Genomic DNA, 18,641 nt, shown 5'->3' on the forward strand with positions numbered 1-18,641 from the left:
CCTGAATATAACACAATATAGCAAACGTTCTGGTAGACGATAGGAAGCAGATTGCTGTAAAGGACGGGGAGACATGACTCCAGGTAAGGGGACTTTGGTTATTTCACTCGATTTTGAGCTGTATTGGGGAGTTCGGGACCTTTATAGCAAGCAGGACTATGCGATGAAATGGGGCGGAGAGAGGGAGCAGATTCCCAGAATACTAGATTTATTTAGGCAGGGAGGGATTCATGCGACTTGGGCGACGGTGGGGTTGCTGTTTTTTAAAAATAAAATGGAAATGCTGAGCGGCTTACCTGAGGATGAACCGACTTATTCAGACGGCTGTTTATCCCCGTACGGGGGCATTAGGGGCGACGAAGTCGGTGAAGGGGAAGACGATGATCCTTATCACTATGCGATATCGTTGATTGATCAAATTCACGCTACTTTGGGCCAGCGAATCGCCTCGCATACGTTCTCGCATTTTTATTGTCTGGAGAAAGGGCAAAGCAAATCGCAGTTTTACAGCGATCTGAAGGCAGCGGTCGCGGCAGCCGAGAAGCGGGGGATTCCACTCGAAAGTCTGGTGCTGCCTCGCAACCAGGTTTGCGCCGAATATTTGGACGGGCTTGCACATTTGGGATTTATGTCCTATCGCGGAAATCCGCAGCATAGGCTTTACAGTTCAGGGTACTCTGCCGAAGATTCCCTGCTGCGCCGGGTGTATCGACTCGCCGATAGCTATCTTAACCTGACGGGTCACCACACCTACACGCTACAATCAGTTGTCCCCCAGGCACCTGTGAACCTGCCGGCGAGCTTCTTTCTTCGCTCCACGCCGCAGGCGTTAAGGTCGCTGGAGCCGCTAAGGCTTAAACGCATTCTGGATGGTATGACATATGCGGCAAAGCAGGGGCAGGTATATCATCTGTGGCTGCATCCTTATAACGCTGCGGGGGCTGCCGATTTTCGTGCGCTTGAAAGAGTGGTCGAGCACTACGGCCGGCTTGCGGAGCGCTACGAAATGACCAGCTTGAATATGGAAGAGCTGAGTGATCTCGTTCTAAAAAGATAAAACAAATGAGGTGAAATCTGTGGAACTGGTTTATTTGTGGAAGTCGGTCAGGAATCATTTTATCGTCTTCGGGCTTGTCATTGCATTATGCATCGGGGCTGCTTTTCTTGCCAACGAAATGTTGAGGCCCACCTACCGCGCTAACGTTAGCATGGTTGCGAACATCGCCTCAAAGCCGGAATCCAGTACATACAACGAATTTCTGGCGAGCCAGATGCTGACAAAGACGTACGAGGATACAATGCAAAGCCGTTACATTGCGTCTGAGGTCAAGAAAAAGATAGCTATTCAGGAATCGAGCACGGAGTTGCTGCAAAAAATCAAGGTCCGTACCGATCCGGGTACTCTGGTGATCATGCTGTCTTATACCGGTGAGGATCCGAAGCAAGCCGTTGCCATTGCTAATGCGTTTGCCGAGTCCTTCGTATCCAAGTCGAAGGAGATCATCGCTGACGCCAATGTGTCGATTCTGGATTTAGCAAGTATGGAGGATACCTCCATTCCAGTGAGTCCCCGCAAAAATTTAAATCTGGCACTGGCTGCGTTTGTCGGGTTGTTTGCGGCGCTAAGCTTGGTGCTCATTCTGGAGAGAAGAGGAGCAAGAAAGAAATCCCGCAGACATATCCCGGACGAATACCCTGGTCTCGGGAACACCTTGGTTCAAATGGAGGAAAAGTATAAAGGGGGCGTGACGGGATGAATTTTGCCATTGCAGGTTGCGGACACATCGCCCACAAGCATATCGATGCTATCGCGAAGACGGAAGGGGCCGAATTGGTGGCGGTCTGCGATCCGAATCCGGAACGCCTTGAAGAGATGCGGGGAATTACGAGTGCTGCGACCTATCCCGATCTTTCTACCTTGCTGGCGCAGCAGCCAAATGTAGATGTGATATGCATTTGTGCTCCGAGTGGGCTGCATGCGAAGTTAGCGCTAGAGGCCGCACAGGCTGGCAAACATCTGGTTCTGGAAAAGCCGGTCACGTTAAGCCTTGAGGACGCTGAACTCCTCCGGCAGGCGGTAAGGTGGGGTGGCCTTCAAGCGACGGTGGTCCATCCGAATCGCTACAGACCGGCGATTTGCCGCTTGAAGGCCGCCTTGGAGCAGAACCTGTTCGGCAAGCTGAGCCACGTAAACGTGACGGTCCGCTGGAATCGTAGCCAGGCCTATTATGATCAATCCGCTTGGCGGGGAACAATCGCCATGGACGGCGGCGTACTGATGAATCAGGCGATTCACGGCCTTGATTTGCTGCAGTGGCTGTTTGGACCGGTGGAGGAAATCAAGTCCATCGTCGCTACAAGGCTGCGCAAAATTGAAGCCGAGGATGTGGCCATTGCCGCAATTCGGCTGGAAAACGGCGCGTTGGGAGTAATTGAAGCCGCAACAACGGTGTTCGGGCATAACCTGGAGGAAACGATTTCCGTCTTCGGGGAGGACGGGTATGCCGTCATCGGCGGGAAAACGGCAAACTGGATTCAGCATTGGGTCTGCGCTTCAATGACGCAGGAGGAGACAGAGGCGCTCATTCGCGAGGTAGAGCGGGACCCGTACGGCATTCCGGGACATAGGTGCATTATCGAGGATATGGTTCGGGCTGTTCGCGAGGGACGTGAACCGGAAATCTCGCTGGAGGACGGAATTCGCGCCGTTAAACTGGCGCTGGATATGACCGGGGGTGGCACAAGAGCCTTGGAGGTCAATAGATAAATCGGTGGAGTGAATGCGAATGCCACCAAACGGTAAGGGAGAGGAGAAATCTACGATGCGAGCCCAGACGGTAAGAGCGGACTATTATCAGCAGGATCATACGGAATTGCTGCGAAAGCTGGAGGATAAAACGGCGGTGATCGGCGTCATTGGCCTCGGATATGTCGGTTTGCCGCTGGCGGTAGAAAAAGCAAAGGCAGGCTACCGTGTCATCGGCTTTGATGTGCAAAGTCAAAAAATTAACATGTTGAACAACGGTCATAACTATATTGGCGATGTAGTGGATGACGATTTGCGAGGGATGGTAGCTGACGGGCGCTTGAGGGCGACTACCGACTACTCGTTTCTGAGAGAAGTTGACGCCGTAGCGATCTGCGTGCCGACACCGCTTGATATTTATCAGCAGCCGGACACCAGCTACGTGGAAAACTCCACTCGTGAGATCGCCAGGTTTTTGCATCCGGGGATGCTCATTGTTTTGGAAAGCACGACGTACCCCGGTACAACGGAGGAACTGGTCAAGCCGATTCTGGAATCAACGGGACTTCGGTGCGGCGAGGATTTCTTTTTGGCATACTCCCCGGAAAGGGTAGACCCCGGCAACAAGCAGTTTAATACGAAAAATACGCCTAAGGTGGTCGGGGGAGTGACAACGGCTTGCTCGCAAGCCGCGGAAATGCTGTATCGCCAGGTGCTAAACGGGGATGTTCATGTCGTTTCCAGCCCGGCCGTGGCCGAGATGGAGAAAATTTACGAGAACACGTTCCGGCATATCAACATTGCGCTTGCCAATGAAATGGCTGTGTTATGCAGCCGCATGGGGATCAACGTGTGGGAAGTGATCGAAGCGGCAAAATCCAAGCCTTACGGCTTCATGGCTTTTTATCCCGGTCCGGGCCTCGGCGGGCACTGTATTCCCGTAGATCCGTTTTACCTGACCTGGAAGGCGAGGGAATACGGTTATCATACCCGCTTGATCGAGCTGGCCGGAGAGATTAACAATGCCATGCCGGAATTTGTCGTCCAGAAAATCGCTGAAATTTTGAATGAGGATCGCAAATCGCTTCGCGGCTCGACCGTTTACTTGCTTGGTGTGGCGTACAAAAAGGATATTGACGACTACCGGGAATCGCCGGTGCTGAAAATGATCGGACTGCTGGAAGAACGAGGGGCGACCGTATGGGTCAGTGACACCCATATTCATGAGTTCCATTACCGGGGAAAAAGCTACATCTGCGAGGAATTGACGGAAGAGCGGCTCCGAATGGCGGATATTACCGTCATTACGACTGACCATTCCGGGTTTGACTATGACATGATCGGTACGGCGAGCCGGAGCCTGCTCGATACGCGCAACATCATGCGAGGCTACAGCAAGCCGGACAACTACTTTTTGCTCTAAAAAGGAGCCAGTGAACCTATGAATGAGGAGTCTTTGCCTACGTTTATAACTATGCCTACGAATGGCTATGTGCACCCCTCCGCAGTCGTTGATCCGGGGGCCGAAATCGGGGAAGGCACGAAGGTATGGCATTTTACACATGTTTCCTCCAAGTCTGTCATCGGCAAACGATGCAGCTTGGGTCAAAACGTATATATCGCTGATCATGTGCAAATTGGAAATGGAGTCAAAATTCAAAATAACGTTTCTGTCTATGAGGGGGTCGTTCTGGAGGACGACGTGTTTTGCGGCCCGAGTATGGTGTTTACGAATGTGCTCACCCCTCGGTCGGCGTTCCCGCGCAACCAGAGCAGCGACTACCGGCAAACCTTGGTCAAGCGGGGAGCTTCGGTCGGAGCGAATGCAACGATTGTGTGCGGCGTTACCATCGGCGAATGGGCTCTTGTAGCTGCTGGCGCTGTCGTGACTCGCAGTGTACCGCCTTATGCGCTCGTTTCCGGCATTCCTGCCCGTCAAGTAGGGTGGGTCTGCAAGTGCGGCATCACGTTGACGTTTCGAAAGGGGCATGTGATATGCGCCGATTGCGGCCGAGAGTACAGCCTGGAGAAAGATATCGTAACGATAACGAAGGAGGTTTGAACCAATCATGAACCAGACTCAAGCTATGAACCCGGCGTTTCCTAAAATCCCTCTGCTTGATTTGAAGTCGGAGGTGTCCGAATTGAAGCCGCAACTGCTGCGTGCCATGGAAGACGTTTTGGACGAAGGTGCATTTATTATGGGAAATCAGGTGAAGCAGCTGGAACGTGAAGCAGCTGAATACTTGGGATGTAAGCATGCGATCGCGCTGAATTCCGGCACAGATGCGCTCGTTATCGCTTTACTGGCGGCGGGGATCGGTCCCGGAGACGAAGTCATTACGACACCGTTCACTTTTTTTGCAACAGCAGAAGCGATCAGTCGTGTTCAAGCGGTGCCGGTATTTGCCGATGTTGACCCTCTTACCTACAACCTTGATCTGGCAGGCTTGGCGGAGCTCATTACGCCTCGAACGAAGGCGATTATTCCGGTGCACCTGTTCGGCCATCCGCTTAACATGGATCGGCTGATGGAGATAGCCGCGGACTATGAACTCTTCGTCATTGAGGATGCGGCACAGGCCTTCGGTGCAGAGACGGGTGGCCGAAAGGCCGGTACGATTGGACATATCGGCTGCTACTCCTTTTTTCCGTCCAAAAATTTAGGGGCATACGGTGATGGAGGCATGCTGGTCACGGACGACCCACAGCTTGCGGAAACAGCAGCAATGCTCCGAACGCACGGGTCAAAGCGAAAATACTACAACGAGTGCGTCGGCTTCAATTCCCGGCTTGATGAGCTTCAGGCCGCCATTCTGCGCGTGAAGCTGCCCTATCTTGAAGCTTGGAATGAGGAGCGCCGCCTGGCCGCATCCCGCTATGACGAGCTGCTTCAGGGCCTGCAGGAACTTGCCCTCCCGGCCGAATGTCCAAATGGCAAAGCGGTGTTTCACCAGTACACGGTGCGGGCGCTAAACGGGCGGCGGGATGAACTTCTGGCCGGACTTGCAGCGGTGGGTGTCAGCACGATGGTGTATTATCCGGTGCCGGTTCATAAGCTCCCTGTCTATGTGGCGGGCAGTCCGTCTCTGCCGGTAGCCGAGCGATTGTCTCAAGAGGTGCTATCTTTGCCGATCTGGCCAAAGATCGGAGCTGACGTTCAGCGTTATGTCGCAGAGCAGATCAAATCGCTCATCGATTAAGCAGCTTTTTACAAAAAATGGACGAGGTTGGACTGGAATGTTCAAGAAAATATCCTCGCTACGCCGGATTCAAGATATACGCGAGCTTTTTAAGCTACGGCATATTCTAAACCTGCTCCAGAAGCTGAAAAATGACGGTTTCCTGCGAAGCGTATTTGTGCTGGCCAGCGGGACGATTATTAGCCAAATCATTATTTTGGCGACCCTGCCGATTTTGACGCGTCTGTATTCGCCGACCGAATACGGTACCTATTCCATGTACTTGTCGATTATTGGCATTCTTCTGATGGTGATCTCTTTTTCCTACGAAAATGCCATCACGCTGCCCGAGGATGACCATACGGCCTCCAGCGTGCTGAGCCTGTCGCTGCGGATCTGCGTCGGGGTAAGCATTGCCAGCGGCATCGGCATTTATATTTTGAGGGACCCTTTATCGGCATGGCTGCACGAGTCTTACTTAACTCATTACTATTTGTTTTTTATCGTCGCCCTGTTTGGTGCAGGGTTTTATCAAATATTAAATTATTGGTCGGTCCGCAAAAAATACTTTAGACAACTTGCCCGTACAAAATATACCCAAAGCATAGGCCAGGTTTCCTCGCAAATTGGGCTCAGCCTGTTTCACATAGGGCCGCTCGGACTCATTATCGGCGATATTATGGGCCGCTTTGGCGGATTGATTCCCCAGTGGAGATTGTGGCGGCATGACGTAAAGCGTCAGGAGATCACGTCAGGCTGGTCGGATTTGAAGGATAGTGCCTACAGGTACCGCAGATTTCCAATATTATCGATGGCTTCTAACGTGCTCAACAGCATTGTTCTGTACGTTCCGACGATTTTGCTGGCTTCGATTTACGGTCCCCAGGTCGCCGGATGGTTCGCCCTTTGTCAGCGTATCCTCGGCTCCCCAATGACATTAATTATGACATCTGTTCGCAATGTATATTTGGCGGAGTCTTCGAATTACATGATCAACAGTCCCAGCCGTATGTATCCCTTGTTCATGAAAACCGTCCGAAATGTCTTTCTGGTTGGAGCGTTCATCATTCTCCTAATTGTGTTGATCGGCCCCTCTTTGTTTCCGTTTTTGTTTGGCGAGGAATGGAAAGAATCGGGCGGCTTTATCCGGATATTGTCGATTATGTATCTGAGCCAGTTTGTGGCCAATTCGGTCGGATCGACGATCGATGTCATGGAGAGGCAGGATCTTCATTTGTACCGGGAGATCGTCCGTACCATCTTGATCCTCGGATCGCTGTTTCTCGCTTGGTATTTCCACCAATCGGCGAATGTAGCCATCTGGCTGTTCAGCGGCGCTTCTACACTGGGTTACATTTTGCACCTGGGGCTGTCCTGGATGTCGGTGCGGAAGTACCGGACGAATCACGAACAATTACTGAGCAGGGAGCGGGGATAACGGATGTTGACGGTATACTCTCCTCAATCACGGCTTGCTGAAAGGGAATATATATACCGCGTTGTTTTGGGCGAGTTCATGGGCCTGGCCTATAACGTCGTTTACGAGGAACGTACGGGGACGGAGCTTCGATTAGCTTCAGACAGCTCCGACGATTTGTCCACAGGGCCAAGGCTGCGTATGCCGGATATATTACTGCAAACACCGGATTCGTTATGGCTGACGCCTTCCTCTTTGCCCCGGCGCCCCCTGAACCGGTTTCAGCTTCCAGGAGCCGAGGGCGTTCCGCTCATGCCGGTTATTTACGGACAGCCTGGTGGGACAGGGCAATATATCGAGTCGGAGCAGGGCGGCATCTATTTGGGTATCGACATCTTTGGAAGCAGTCTGTTTATGCTGGCCCGATATGAAGAGCTGGTTATCCGGGATCGGGACCGGCTCGACCGTTTTCCGGCCAAGCAATCTCTTGCTTATCTGGAGTCTTTCCTCCACCGTCCGATCATCAATGAATACGTGGAGCTGCTGTGGCAGCTCATGAAGCAGCTTTGGCCAGAGCTGCGCCGTAGGCTGCGGGAACCGAATATTCGAATCAGCCATGACGTGGATTTCCCTTATTACGTTTACGGACGCAACCGGCTGCGCATGGTGCGGGACATCCTGATGGATCTTGTCCGACGGGGGGACATCGAGTCGAGCTGGAAAAAAGCCAAAATGCTGTACAAGGCCAGACGCAACCTCGCCTGGGACCCGTACAACACGTTCAGTTGGCTGATGGATCTCAGCGAGCAGGCTGGCATTCGCAGCGCCTTCTATTTCATCACGGAAGAGACAAAGCCGGGAATCGACGGTAATTATGCGATCGACGATCCGGTAATCCAGCAGCTGCTTCGGGAAATTCATACCCGCGGTCATGAAATCGGCCTGCATCCCAGCTACAACACATATCTGAATCCAGCGCGCATCCACTCACAGTTTCAGAAGCTGAAGGAGATCGCCGCCGCGAACGACATCACACAGCAGAGCTGGGGAGGAAGACAGCATTACTTGCGGTGGCGAGCCCCGGATACTTGGCAGTTTTGGGAGGACGCCGGTTTGCAGTACGACAGCACGCTCAGTTTTGCGGACCGGGCGGGTTTTCGCTGCGGCGTCTGCTACGAGTATCCGGTGTTTAACCTTAGGACCGGACAGGCGCTAGCTCTAAGGGAGCGTCCGCTGCTCGTCATGGACCAGACGATTTTACACCCGGAATATATGGGGCTTACGCATGAGCAGGCGTATGAAACGATTCGCCATTTTTACGTTGAATGCATGAAATATCGCGGTGATTTTACATTGCTATGGCACAACAGCCAGCTGTTGAAATCATCGGAACGGGACGTTTACCGCAAATGTTTGGAGATGCTTGGACAGCGTACCGGCGGAAGCCTGAGCAGGGGGAATGAGCCGGAACGGCGGGGTTTGAATTCGGAACAAGAAGGGAGGGGGATTTCGCTTGAAAATTGCTTATCTGATCCATTGGAACGAAGGGCCTGACAGCGGGGTGTTCAAAAAAGTGCTCGCCCAGGCGCGGGAGTGGCGGGCGCTTCAGCATGAACCTGCCATGTATCTGTTTACCAGCCGCAGCGGCGACGAATGGCGCGAGGCGGAGGAGGCGGGCATTCGCATCATTGCCGAAACGTACCGGGGCAAGTTAGGGCGCCAAGCCCGTTTTAAAGTGCTGCTGGCCAAATTGCGCGCCTGGCAGCCCGATATCGTATACCACCGTTTTGATTTGTATTATCCTTCGCTCCCCCGGCTGCTACGTGAGGTCCCATCGGTACTGGAAATCAATACGAATGACGTCGCTGAACTGGTGCTGGAGAAGAAAAAAAGCGGTCTTCGCTACGGCTACCATCTCCTGACGCGCCGCCTGGTGCTGACTGCACCTGCCGGGTTCGTTTTCGTCAGCGGAGAGCTGGCGGAGGCGGCGCCTTTTCGGCGTTTCGTCGAAGGTAAAGCTGTGAAGGTGATCGGCAACGGGATTAATCTACAGCAACATGAAACAACTCAAGGGAACACGTTGCCATGGACTGATGCAGAAGCTCATGAAGCAGCGGGCGCCAGCGTGGAGTCATCCGTTCGCTTCGTATTTATCGGGTCGGCAGGTCAAACCTGGCACGGAGTTGATCAGATTGCCGAGCTTGCCGCGGTTAAACCGGATTGGGGGTTCGATGTAATCGGCATGGACCGTTCGGAGCTGGCGCAGCCGGTTCCCGACAACATGCATTTTCACGGCAAGCTGCTGCGCAGCCGCTATCAGCCGCTGCTCGACCAGGCCGACATCGCGATCGGTACGCTGGCACTGTACCGCAAGGGGATGGAGGAAGCATCCCCGCTAAAAGTTCGTGAGTACTTAGCGAATGGCCTGCCGGTGATTACGGCTTATCGGGAGACGGACTTCTCGGAGCCTGTTCCCTTTGTACTGCAGCTTCCCAACGAGCCGGGAAACATGGTCCGCAGCCTCGGAGAAATCGAACAATTTGTTCACGCGTGGAAAGGAAGAAGGGTGGAGCGTGAAGATGTCCGCCATCTGGATACCGCGGTGAAGGAGGCGGCTAGAATCGAGTTTATGGAACGGATAATTACGAGCCGGAAGAGAGGGAGCGAGCCATGTCCGGTCTGAGCTTGGTTTGGCTCGTGCTTTTGGTGGGGACAGCCGTTTTCTTTATTCTGCAGTGCCTGGTAGTTCTCAAGATGAAGGTGGATGCCGGCTACTTGTTTGCTTTTTGCATTTATTTTGACCTGTTTGGCTATTTTTACAAAATGGTGCTGCCGGGGCAGGCATTGTTGCTCCTGATCGCAGCGCCGCTGCTACCGGTTGCGGTCGCCCTGCTGCATAAGCCGACTTCCTCGTGGGGGTTCCTGCGAGATCAGGGGTTTTGGCTGTGGGGAATTTTTCTCGTGTATGCTCTGCTGTCCTTGGCTTGGGCCCCCTCGGAATCGGAAGGCTTGATGAAGGAAATCGTCCTGTTGGCCCATGGCGTTGTGCCGGCTATATACATTTACATCGTCTACAAAAAATACGGCCGTTTCTCCTGGAATGTTGTAGCCTGGGCCGGCTTAACCTACGCGATCGCCCATTTGCTGCTTGGAGTCTACTTGGAGGAATATCCCGGCAGACTGACATTGCCCGGCGGCAATCCGATCTTTAACGCCCGGGCTTCGCTTTTGACAGTGACCGTTTGCCTGTGGGCTCGGTCCATTCCGCTCCCGGTTCGGGTCATTGCTGCTGGGGCAGCAATGGCGTCGGCGCTGGCTACGCAGTCCCGGGGACCGCTGGCGGCCTTTCTCATCGCCAATGCCCTCTTTTTCATCGTGTGGGCTGTCCGTAAATATCGGGATAAAAAACAGTCGATCAAGCTGTCGCGTTTTGCGATTCCGGCGCTGTTGCTGCTTTTGATGGCAGGTGCCGGCTTTTCAATGTATGGACAGCAGCTTGGCGACTGGGTCGGCGGCAGTCGATTTACGGTGCTTTTCGACAGGGCTCGGCTCCAGGGGGACGATAATTTTATTGGAAGGGTGGAGTTGCAGCTCAAGGCTGCCGAGAAATTAGATGCATCGCCATTTTTCGGGGCGGGTCTCGGCGGGGTTACTCCGCCTCTGGCCAGGGATTTCCCGCACAATATCATCGTGGAAATGGCTGCCGAGCTGGGGGTGGTTGGTCTTGCCATGTGGACCTTCGCTGTGCTGTTTTCCCTTTGGGCCGCCCTTAGATACGCCACGGTGCTCGCCATTCTGCTGGTACAATGCATCGGCTACGCCATGTTGAGCGGCGATTTCGGGTTCAACTACGAATATGTGGTGATGGCCTTTGTTGCGCTGGCACTGCTGCCGGAGAGAATCGGGAAAGGAGTCGCTACAAGCCATGAAAATATTGTTTCTTATCACCGGGTTTGATTACGCGGGGGCGGAGAGTCAGGTAGTGCTGCTATGCCGGGATTTGCGGGCCAGAAACTGCGAGATCAGGCTGGTCACGATGATTCCGCCGGTGGCCTATTTAGATGAGCTGCGGGAGATGGGGGTCGAGGTGCAAAGCCTAGGCATGCAAAAGGGCGTCCCCGATCCCCGGGCGATTTTTCGGCTGGCCCGCATCATTCGGGAGATGAGGCCGGATGTCGTTCACAGTCATCTGGTCCATGCCAATTTGCTGGCTCGGGTTACTCGCCTGTTTGTGAAAATTCCGTTCTTGATTTGTACCGCCCACAGTATAAATGAAGGTGGAAGAGTGCGGGAGTGGCTGTACCGCCTCAGCGATCCGCTTGGTGATTTGCTGACGAATGTCAGCCGGGAAGCTGTAGACCGGTATATCTCCCTAAAAATAGCGCCCGCCCGCAAAATCAAATTGATCACGAACGGCGTGAATTTGGAACAGTTTGGCGGAGGCGGGGATAGGCGCAGCAAGATACGCGACAGGCTCGACCTAGCTGCAGGTCCGGGACGGGAGGCTGAGCCGTTCATGTGGCTGGCCGCCGGCCGTTTTGTCCCGGAGAAAGACTACCCGGTCATGATTCACGCTTTTGCCGAGGTGCTGAGGAAATACCCGAACAGCCGGCTGTTCATCGCCGGGATCGGTCCTGAGTTGCCGCTCATAGAGCGGCGGACAGTAGAGCTCGAAATACAGGAAAAGGTGCATTTCCTGGGAATCCGCACCGACATTTCCGAGCTAATGAGCGCTGCTGATGGTTTTGTGCTGTCCTCCAAGTGGGAGGGTTTGCCCATCGTATTATTGGAAGCCTCCGCCAGTCGTCTGCCGATTATCGCCACCCGGGTCGGCGGGAATGAGGAGGTCGTTCTGGACGGGGTGAATGGATATGTGACGGAGCCCGAAAATCATCATGCGCTCGCCCGTTCCATGGAGCGGCTTATGGTATTGACGTCCGAGGAGCGCCTTAGCATGGGAGAGCACGGGCGGGAGCATGTCATGGAGCATTATGAAATCGGGCGTGTTGCTCAGAAATGGGCCGACATTTACGGGCAGGCGTGCGGTCGGGAGCTGCCGGCGGCGTTGCTGCGAAACGGGGTGCAGGAAGGATGAAGGGAAAAGCGGCCTACGTCGCTACCGTTTACTCGCATTTGGCGGTGTTTCACCTTCCGTTTATGCATGACTTGCGTGCGCGCGGCTATGAGGTCCACGCTTACGCTGCGCCGGATCACTGCCGCGAAGAGGTGGAGAAGGACGGCTTCACCTGCCGCGATCTTCCGTTCAGCCGCAGTCCGCTGGCTATCGGAAATGTGAAGGCGTTGTTTGATCTGATGAAGTGGTTGAAGCGCGAGCGTTATGAATTCATCCATGTACATACCCCCAATGCGAGCGTGGTCTGTCGCCTGGCGGCGGCCTTGACCGGAAGCGGTAATGTCGTGTACACCGCTCATGGGTTTCACTTTTACAGCGGGGCCCCATGGCGCAATTGGCTGCTCTATTACCCGATGGAGAGGATGCTGTCGCGGCTTACGGATGTACTGGTGACGATTAACCGGGAAGATTACGAGCGGGCTGCCGCATTTCCGGTTCGCGGGAAAGTGGTATATGTTCCCGGCGTCGGCGTTGATCTTGCCGCATATGGCAGCAACATTATGCCGGAGAGCGGAGAATTCACGTCGATACAGCTAAAGAAAGAGCTGGGATTGCAGCCTGATGACTTCGCCATTCTCTGCATCGCAGAACTGAATCGGAACAAAAATCAGCAGCAACTGATTGAGGCCGTCCGTGAGCTGCGAAGCCGCAGCATCCCAGCCGTCCTGCTTCTGGCCGGAACGGGGGAAGCAGAACCGGAGTACCGCCGGCTAGTGGCGGAGCTCGGACTGCAGCAGGAGGTCCGGTTCCTCGGTTTTCGCCGGGATATTCCGCGGCTGCTTCAGGCTGCCGATGTGCTGGGCCTGCTGTCCCGGCGGGAGGGGCTGCCAAAGGCGCTGCTGGAGGGTCTTGCAGCTGGCAAGCCGCTGGTGGCAACAGATGTGCGGGGCAGCCGGGATCTGGTTACCGATGGGCACAACGGATACGTTGTCCCGGTCGGAGATACCGGGGCGGCGGATGCATTTGAGAAGCTGTATAAGGATGCGGAACTGCGGCAGCTTATGGGCGAGTACAGCCGCGGCCTCGCAGCACAGTATGATTTGATGAGCATCCGGGCGGAAATTAGCAAGATATATATGTCATTGGGAGTTCAGAGTTATGGTCATGCCCTTTGCGAGGAGCCGAAGGTTTCTGCTGGCGCAGGGGAAAGGAGAGGAAGTATTTGATCAAGCTGTTTCGGAATAACGGGATGAAGGCCGTTTTGCTGCTGCTGGATGGACTGCTGATCTATTTCAGTTTTTTGCTGGCGTACAGATTCCTTAATCACAGCGGTTCACCAATCACGGAGTGGGATTCATTTCTGCAAAATATGCCGTGGCTAGCGTTGTTTACAGCAACAACCAATTATTTTTTTAATCTGTATGATTTGGCCGGTCGGAGGAAACCTTCGCAATTTTTGTTCAATTTGTTCCTTGCTCAACTGTTTATCGCTGCCGAGCTGATCGTGTATAGCTATTGGATGAGCTCGTTCCGCTTATCCCCAGGCATCTTGTTTGCGGCATTCCTTATTCAAATGGTATTGTCATTTGGCCTACGTCTGCTGTTATTTTACGCGCAGAGCAAAGGAATCAGCGTAAAACGGACGCTCGCAATCGTCACCCCCGAAGCCGGAGACCTAGCCACTCTGCAAAAAATGATGCTTGAAGGAAAGCCATGGTTTCGCATTGAGCGAATCTTGCAAGTCGGCGATGTGCGGGCGGAAATGCCGGATGGCTGGTGGGTTGGCATCGAAGCCATATGGATTGGTCCGGGCCTGTCCACGTCGGCCAAGGCGGAGTGGGTGCGGCTTGCCGGCCAAAGAAATGTGGAGGTCATCATGGTACCGGACTTCTATGAGCTGTATTTGGCGGACGCCGAGCCCCAGCAAATCGATGACCTGCTTGTTTATTCCCTGATGCCGCCGCAGCTTACGCTGCCGGAGCGCGTGCTCAAGCGCATGTCGGACATCGTGATCTCGCTGCTTCTGCTGCTTATAGCATCGCCGGTCATGCTTATCATGTTTTTCGTCATTCCTTTAACGTCGAAGGGCAAAGCGCTGTTTGTCCAGGAGCGAATCGGGCTTTCGGAAAAGCCATTTCCCCTGTACAAGTTTCGCAGCATGATCGAGAACGCTGAGGCGGCTACCGGACCGGTTCTGGCCGGGAAAGAAGATGCCCGAATTACACGGCTGGGTCAGTTCATTCGAGCGACCCGCATCGATGAGCTGCCGCAGCTGTTCAATGTGCTTCTAGGACACATGAGTCTGGTCGGACCACGGCCGGAACGGGCCTTTTTCGTTACAAGGTTTAAGGAGGAGCTGCCGCACTATACATACCGTTTGCTTGTAAAGCCGGGGTTGACCGGCTATGCCCAAGTTATGGCAGGCTACGCAACGACTCCCTCCGATAAGCTCAGGTATGATCTGATGTACATCAAAAGATATTCCTTCCTGCTGGATATTCGCATTTTGTTTCAGACGATACGGGTTATTTTGCAGCGGGAACAGGCAAAAGGTGTGGAGCCCTCTACCGCCAATCCCGCACCTGCTGTGCTGGCTTTGTCCAGCTTAGCTGGAGCTACGCATCTTGCGCATCCGGCTGCGAATTCCCTGGACCCGAATCCCGCTTCAGCACAAACACTAACCCCATCACAAACTTAAGTGAATGGGGTTTTACTGTTTGCGTTCCTGAATTTGGTTATCTGCGATTTTCCCCGTTCCGGCAAGGTGACCGGCCGTGGCTGTTTCCGATAAGCGGATTCCCGTCTGCACATATCTAATCGTGTTCTCCTTCACGGTGAATCCGTGAACCGCACCCAGTCGAATTCCGCTCGTATTCCGCACCGTGCCGGAGGAACCGCCGGAAATTTGGTTATTTTCAATAACGATTCCGTTCAGAGGGCCAATATCCGCCTCAATCGCCGCATAGAAGCTCCCCGTTCCATCGATCGTATTGCCCGATACCGTAACTTGACTCGCGTAAATAGAAATCGCTGAATACATATCCTGCGGAAGCGGATCTTTGGCAGGTCGTAAATAACGGTTATTGCCGGAGTATGGGTTCACAATATGATTGTCCTTTACAGTGACGCCGGGAGTGGAGATTTTGATTCCCCGTTTCGCCGTATGGTGTATGAAGTTGCCTTCGATCACGGATTCGGATAAATGAGCGTCGGCCGGAGGTTTGTCGAAGTAAATCCCATCGGCATCCTCTCGCGGCGTGATATGGGAAATTTCGTTGCCGATGATACGAACGAAGCGGGCGATATTTTTCCCCGGCTCGCTCCACACCATGATTCCTCTGGCTACGGGCTGTCCATGAGACGCAGAAATTTGCGTGATCGTGCAGCCTGAAATCGTTATTTTCGACGTATTTCCATAAATCATAATGCCCGAGACGACCGCGGAATAAAGCGAGCTTTCCGGGTTTTCGGACTGGCTTAAATCGCGGATGACGCTGTTTCTGATTTCTACATCGTAAGACCCGGTATGCACATTGATGCCGCGTGTTAAACGATGTCCGCCGTCAATGACGATCCCGTCTATACGGATATGCCTTCCGGACGCCGCAACAGCCTCAAAGCCGTTCCGGACTCCGGTCAGACTCCGGAACTTTAGCACGGGCTTGCCTTGCCCCCGGATGGAAACACCGCTGTATAGGGGCAACGGTTCGTCCAGCCTTAAAGAATAGGTTCCGGGCGGCACAATCACCTCGGCACCGTGTCCGGCATCAGCCGCTTGCCGCAGCACCTTCAAGAAGACATCCGTATCGTCATTGACCCCATCGCCCTTCGCTCCGGCTTTTTTTACATCAAGCACCCATTTGCTCTGGAAGAGGGGCGAATGCTGGAGAAGCACGAAGGCGACGATAGCAGCGCATACAAGAAGGGCGCAGGTCAGCCAGAAGGTTCGGTGTTTCTTTTGAAAAATACCCATTGCATTAATCCCCCAGCAATTGCTCGGACACGGAGGACCAAGCCGTTAAATCCGGCATCCAGTAATAGAGCTCGGCTTTTACTAGCGGATCATAAGCCTTGCCGCTGCTCCCCGGAAATTGGGCATAGGTTATTTCTCCGGCATCGACGTCCTTGGCCATCCAGGCGAGGCTAATCATATCGGATTTGGACAGATTGGTATCGAGAATATCTTCCTTTACCTGGTCGATCAGGGCAGGAATCTGCGCCAGATTGCCCGGCTTGAGCAGCTTTTGGACGATCGCCTTCAGAACAAGCGCTTGGTTCTCCTGGCGACCGCTGTCCCCCTCCGGTAGAGACTTGCGCTCACGGGCAAAATGGAGCGTCGTTCTCCCGTCCCAATGCTGTTTTCCGGCAGGCAGCGTGAGGTGGTCATAAGTAAGCTTAACGGGGACATCGAGCTCGACGTCCAAGCCCCCGATGGTGTCGATGAAGTGCTCAAACCCTTCAAAATTGGTTTTTACGTAGTAGTTGATCGTACAGCCGCATAAGTCGCTGACCGCCTGAATCGCTGCCGTGGTACCGGAGTGAACGCCTTTTCCTTTCATTTCTCCGAGCGCATGGGCATGGTTAATTTTGGTGAGGCCGATTCCCGGCAGATTGACCCGTGTATCCCTGGGAATTGAGACGAGGCGAACCGTTTGATTGGCCGGATTGACGTGGACAAGCATAAGCACGTCGGTACGCGAGGCTTCTTCGGCTCTGGCATCGACAGCCAGCAGAAGCATATTAAAGCTTCCCTTGGCGCCTTGAATTTCTTTAAGCTTGCCGTCAGCTGTATCACGGGGGGAAGGAGCGGCTAGTCCGTTGTTGGGGCTAACCCCGTTCTTAATGGCCTGCTTTTTCGAACTCTGCCTGTTCCCACTCAAATCCGAGGTGTACGTTGGCTTGGCGAGTACAGGAATATCGGCGCTGCTAAAATGGCGTGAGGGCTCAAATCGAAAGTACAGCCACAAGGCGCATACCGTTAGGACGAGCAATAGGGAGACCGGAATAACAATTTTTTTGGGTATTTTCATATTTTCCACTCCGTCACATTGATTCTGATTCCGACCTTTTAAAGTGTTTCATAGCAGTATATTCGTGGCGACCGGACACTATGCAATGTGCGACATTTCAGAAATGTTTTCAAATATTCAACTCCCCCAAGTATATTCAGGCCAAACCTGACATAAGGTGTTGAGATGACGAATTCATTGTAAAATAGTGGAAATGGGAGAGGCGAAAGAGATGAAAGTGTTAGTTACTGGAGGAGCTGGATTTATCGGTCGCTACACGGTCAAGCGATTGATAGAAGTGGGAGACCAAGTTGTTGTTGTAGACCGTAAACCTGATGTCGGCAGGTTGTTTTCGGACTTGGGGGTTACTGTGTACCAGCAGGATATCGGATCAGAGCAGATGGAGAAAATATTTGCCGATGAGCGCCCGGACAGCGTGATTCACCTAGCCGCGCAGGTTAGCGTTCGTAGGTCCCTGCAAAATCCGTTGGATGATGCCGAGACAAATATTATGGGAACGGTTCGTTTGCTTCAGCTATGTGCGCGTTATCATGTGCAAAAAATCGTCTTTGCTTCGTCGGCTGCTGTGTACGGCAATCCTCGGCAGGTTCCTATAAAGGAGACGCATATCACGGAACCACTGTCATTTTACGGCGTTTCCAAACGGGTTTCGGAAATGTATATTGAAACTTTTGCATTGCGCCATGATCTGGATTATTCAATCCTTCGTTACGCTAACGTGTATGGAATTCGGGAATCCCGAACCGGTGAAGACGGAGTGCTGACCGCATTTGTGGAGCGCATTATGGCAGGGCTGCCTCTGGAGATATATGGGGACGGCTTGCAGACCCGGGACTTTATATATGTTAAAGACGTCGCCGAAGCGAATGTAGCGGCACTCCGTTCAGGGGAACAGCAGATTATGAATATCAGCAGTGGGGCGGGAATCTCACTTTTGGAGACGGTGGGAATACTGAAGGAGCTGTGCGGCAGAAACGTTAATCCGCAGTTTCTCCCGGCGCAGGCTGGTGATATAGAGCATAGCGTGCTGGATAACGGTAAGGCTAGGGATATCCTATGGTGGGAGCCATCCTATTCTATCTATGAAGGACTCAGGGAAATGGTTGACTTTGAGCTCGATGCGCGGCAAAATCCAATGCTTGTGCAGCGGGCAGGGGTAAGCTATAGCGAGGCTTCGTCGGTAATATGATTT

16 protein-coding genes are annotated in these 18,641 nt (G+C 53.4%); 14 read left to right on the top strand and 2 right to left on the bottom strand.

Annotation, left to right across the window (positions count from 1 at the left end; genetic code table 11):
- Window positions 1–73: 73 nt before the first annotated feature.
- The 13 genes from ACFQ3W_RS04530 (at window position 74) to ACFQ3W_RS04590 (ending at window position 15,117) form a co-directional block, all read left to right on the top strand.
- Window positions 74–1,057 (top strand): polysaccharide deacetylase family protein, encoded by a 984-nt coding sequence (locus ACFQ3W_RS04530; protein ID WP_379317044.1) that lies wholly within the window; start codon window positions 74–76, stop codon window positions 1,055–1,057.
- A gap of 19 nt (window positions 1,058–1,076) precedes the next feature.
- A complete protein-coding gene (locus tag ACFQ3W_RS04535; RefSeq protein ID WP_379317046.1) occupies window positions 1,077–1,757 on the top strand; it encodes a YveK family protein in 681 nt (226 codons plus the stop codon).
- Window positions 1,754–2,767: a Gfo/Idh/MocA family protein gene (locus tag ACFQ3W_RS04540; RefSeq protein WP_379317048.1), complete on the top strand. Its 1,014-nt coding sequence runs from the start codon at window positions 1,754–1,756 to the stop codon at window positions 2,765–2,767. The genes ACFQ3W_RS04535 and ACFQ3W_RS04540 overlap by 4 nt, the downstream gene beginning before the upstream one ends.
- 55 nt (window positions 2,768–2,822) lie before the next feature.
- Window positions 2,823–4,169, top strand: a complete 1,347-nt coding sequence (locus tag ACFQ3W_RS04545; protein ID WP_379317225.1) for a nucleotide sugar dehydrogenase — start codon at window positions 2,823–2,825, stop codon at window positions 4,167–4,169.
- A gap of 18 nt (window positions 4,170–4,187) precedes the next feature.
- Window positions 4,188–4,808 carry a DapH/DapD/GlmU-related protein gene (locus ACFQ3W_RS04550; RefSeq protein WP_379317050.1) on the top strand — a complete coding sequence of 207 codons (621 nt, stop codon included), beginning with the start codon at window positions 4,188–4,190 and terminating at the stop codon, window positions 4,806–4,808.
- 7 nt (window positions 4,809–4,815) lie between these two features.
- On the top strand, window positions 4,816–5,949 hold the full coding sequence (locus ACFQ3W_RS04555) for a DegT/DnrJ/EryC1/StrS family aminotransferase (protein WP_379317052.1): 1,134 nt from the start codon (window positions 4,816–4,818) through the stop codon (window positions 5,947–5,949).
- A gap of 37 nt (window positions 5,950–5,986) precedes the next feature.
- On the top strand, window positions 5,987–7,366 hold the full coding sequence (locus ACFQ3W_RS04560; protein WP_379317054.1) for a lipopolysaccharide biosynthesis protein: 1,380 nt from the start codon (window positions 5,987–5,989) through the stop codon (window positions 7,364–7,366).
- Window positions 7,367–7,444: 78 nt separating this feature from the next.
- Window positions 7,445–8,899 carry a polysaccharide deacetylase family protein gene (locus tag ACFQ3W_RS04565; protein WP_379317056.1) on the top strand — a complete coding sequence of 485 codons (1,455 nt, stop codon included), beginning with the start codon at window positions 7,445–7,447 and terminating at the stop codon, window positions 8,897–8,899.
- The gene (locus ACFQ3W_RS04570; protein ID WP_379317058.1) at window positions 8,859–10,028 is read left to right on the top strand and encodes a glycosyltransferase; all 1,170 of its coding nucleotides are present in this window, start codon (window positions 8,859–8,861) and stop codon (window positions 10,026–10,028) included. The genes ACFQ3W_RS04565 and ACFQ3W_RS04570 overlap by 41 nt, the downstream gene beginning before the upstream one ends.
- Window positions 10,016–11,302, top strand: coding sequence for an O-antigen ligase family protein (locus ACFQ3W_RS04575; RefSeq protein WP_379317060.1), 1,287 nt, complete (start codon window positions 10,016–10,018; stop codon window positions 11,300–11,302). The genes ACFQ3W_RS04570 and ACFQ3W_RS04575 overlap by 13 nt, the downstream gene beginning before the upstream one ends.
- Window positions 11,271–12,440, top strand: a complete 1,170-nt coding sequence (locus ACFQ3W_RS04580) for a glycosyltransferase (protein WP_379317062.1) — start codon at window positions 11,271–11,273, stop codon at window positions 12,438–12,440. Before ACFQ3W_RS04575 ends, ACFQ3W_RS04580 begins: the two co-directional genes overlap by 32 nt.
- Window positions 12,362–13,645, top strand: coding sequence for a glycosyltransferase family 4 protein (locus ACFQ3W_RS04585; RefSeq protein WP_379317064.1), 1,284 nt, complete (start codon window positions 12,362–12,364; stop codon window positions 13,643–13,645). Before ACFQ3W_RS04580 ends, ACFQ3W_RS04585 begins: the two co-directional genes overlap by 79 nt.
- The gene (locus tag ACFQ3W_RS04590) at window positions 13,642–15,117 is read left to right on the top strand and encodes a sugar transferase (RefSeq protein ID WP_379317066.1); all 1,476 of its coding nucleotides are present in this window, start codon (window positions 13,642–13,644) and stop codon (window positions 15,115–15,117) included. Before ACFQ3W_RS04585 ends, ACFQ3W_RS04590 begins: the two co-directional genes overlap by 4 nt.
- Before the next feature lie 12 nt (window positions 15,118–15,129).
- Here the strand turns inward: ACFQ3W_RS04590 and ACFQ3W_RS04595 are convergent, their stop codons facing one another.
- Both ACFQ3W_RS04595 and ACFQ3W_RS04600 read right to left on the bottom strand, forming a co-directional pair.
- Window positions 15,130–16,392, bottom strand: a complete 1,263-nt coding sequence (locus ACFQ3W_RS04595; RefSeq protein ID WP_379317068.1) for a right-handed parallel beta-helix repeat-containing protein — start codon at window positions 16,390–16,392, stop codon at window positions 15,130–15,132.
- A 4-nt stretch (window positions 16,393–16,396) separates the two neighbouring features.
- The gene (locus ACFQ3W_RS04600) at window positions 16,397–17,449 is read right to left on the bottom strand and encodes an LCP family protein (RefSeq protein ID WP_379317070.1); all 1,053 of its coding nucleotides are present in this window, start codon (window positions 17,447–17,449) and stop codon (window positions 16,397–16,399) included.
- Window positions 17,450–17,660: 211 nt separating this feature from the next.
- On the opposite strand from ACFQ3W_RS04600, the gene ACFQ3W_RS04605 reads away from it, so the two are divergent.
- A complete protein-coding gene (locus tag ACFQ3W_RS04605; protein ID WP_379317072.1) occupies window positions 17,661–18,638 on the top strand; it encodes an NAD-dependent epimerase/dehydratase family protein in 978 nt (325 codons plus the stop codon).
- Window positions 18,639–18,641 lie beyond the last annotated feature (3 nt).

This window comes from Paenibacillus puldeungensis, from assembly GCF_042678945.1.
GTDB classification, from domain to species: Bacteria; Bacillota; Bacilli; order Paenibacillales; family Paenibacillaceae; genus Fontibacillus; species Fontibacillus puldeungensis.

Coding starts and splice junctions, on each gene's coding strand:
- ACFQ3W_RS04530 (WP_379317044.1), top strand. CDS start 74: ATGACTCCAGGTAAGGGGACTTTGGTTATTTCACTCGATTTTGAGCTG.
- ACFQ3W_RS04540 (WP_379317048.1), top strand. CDS start 1,754: ATGAATTTTGCCATTGCAGGTTGCGGACACATCGCCCACAAGCATATC.
- ACFQ3W_RS04545 (WP_379317225.1), top strand. CDS start 2,823: ATGCGAGCCCAGACGGTAAGAGCGGACTATTATCAGCAGGATCATACG.
- ACFQ3W_RS04550 (WP_379317050.1), top strand. CDS start 4,188: ATGAATGAGGAGTCTTTGCCTACGTTTATAACTATGCCTACGAATGGC.
- ACFQ3W_RS04555 (WP_379317052.1), top strand. CDS start 4,816: ATGAACCAGACTCAAGCTATGAACCCGGCGTTTCCTAAAATCCCTCTG.
- ACFQ3W_RS04560 (WP_379317054.1), top strand. CDS start 5,987: ATGTTCAAGAAAATATCCTCGCTACGCCGGATTCAAGATATACGCGAG.
- ACFQ3W_RS04565 (WP_379317056.1), top strand. CDS start 7,445: ATGGGCCTGGCCTATAACGTCGTTTACGAGGAACGTACGGGGACGGAG.
- ACFQ3W_RS04575 (WP_379317060.1), top strand. CDS start 10,016: ATGTCCGGTCTGAGCTTGGTTTGGCTCGTGCTTTTGGTGGGGACAGCC.
- ACFQ3W_RS04580 (WP_379317062.1), top strand. CDS start 11,271: ATGAAAATATTGTTTCTTATCACCGGGTTTGATTACGCGGGGGCGGAG.
- ACFQ3W_RS04585 (WP_379317064.1), top strand. CDS start 12,362: ATGGGCCGACATTTACGGGCAGGCGTGCGGTCGGGAGCTGCCGGCGGC.
- ACFQ3W_RS04595 (WP_379317068.1), bottom strand. CDS start 16,392: ATGGGTATTTTTCAAAAGAAACACCGAACCTTCTGGCTGACCTGCGCC.
- ACFQ3W_RS04600 (WP_379317070.1), bottom strand. CDS start 17,449: ATGAAAATACCCAAAAAAATTGTTATTCCGGTCTCCCTATTGCTCGTC.
- ACFQ3W_RS04605 (WP_379317072.1), top strand. CDS start 17,661: ATGAAAGTGTTAGTTACTGGAGGAGCTGGATTTATCGGTCGCTACACG.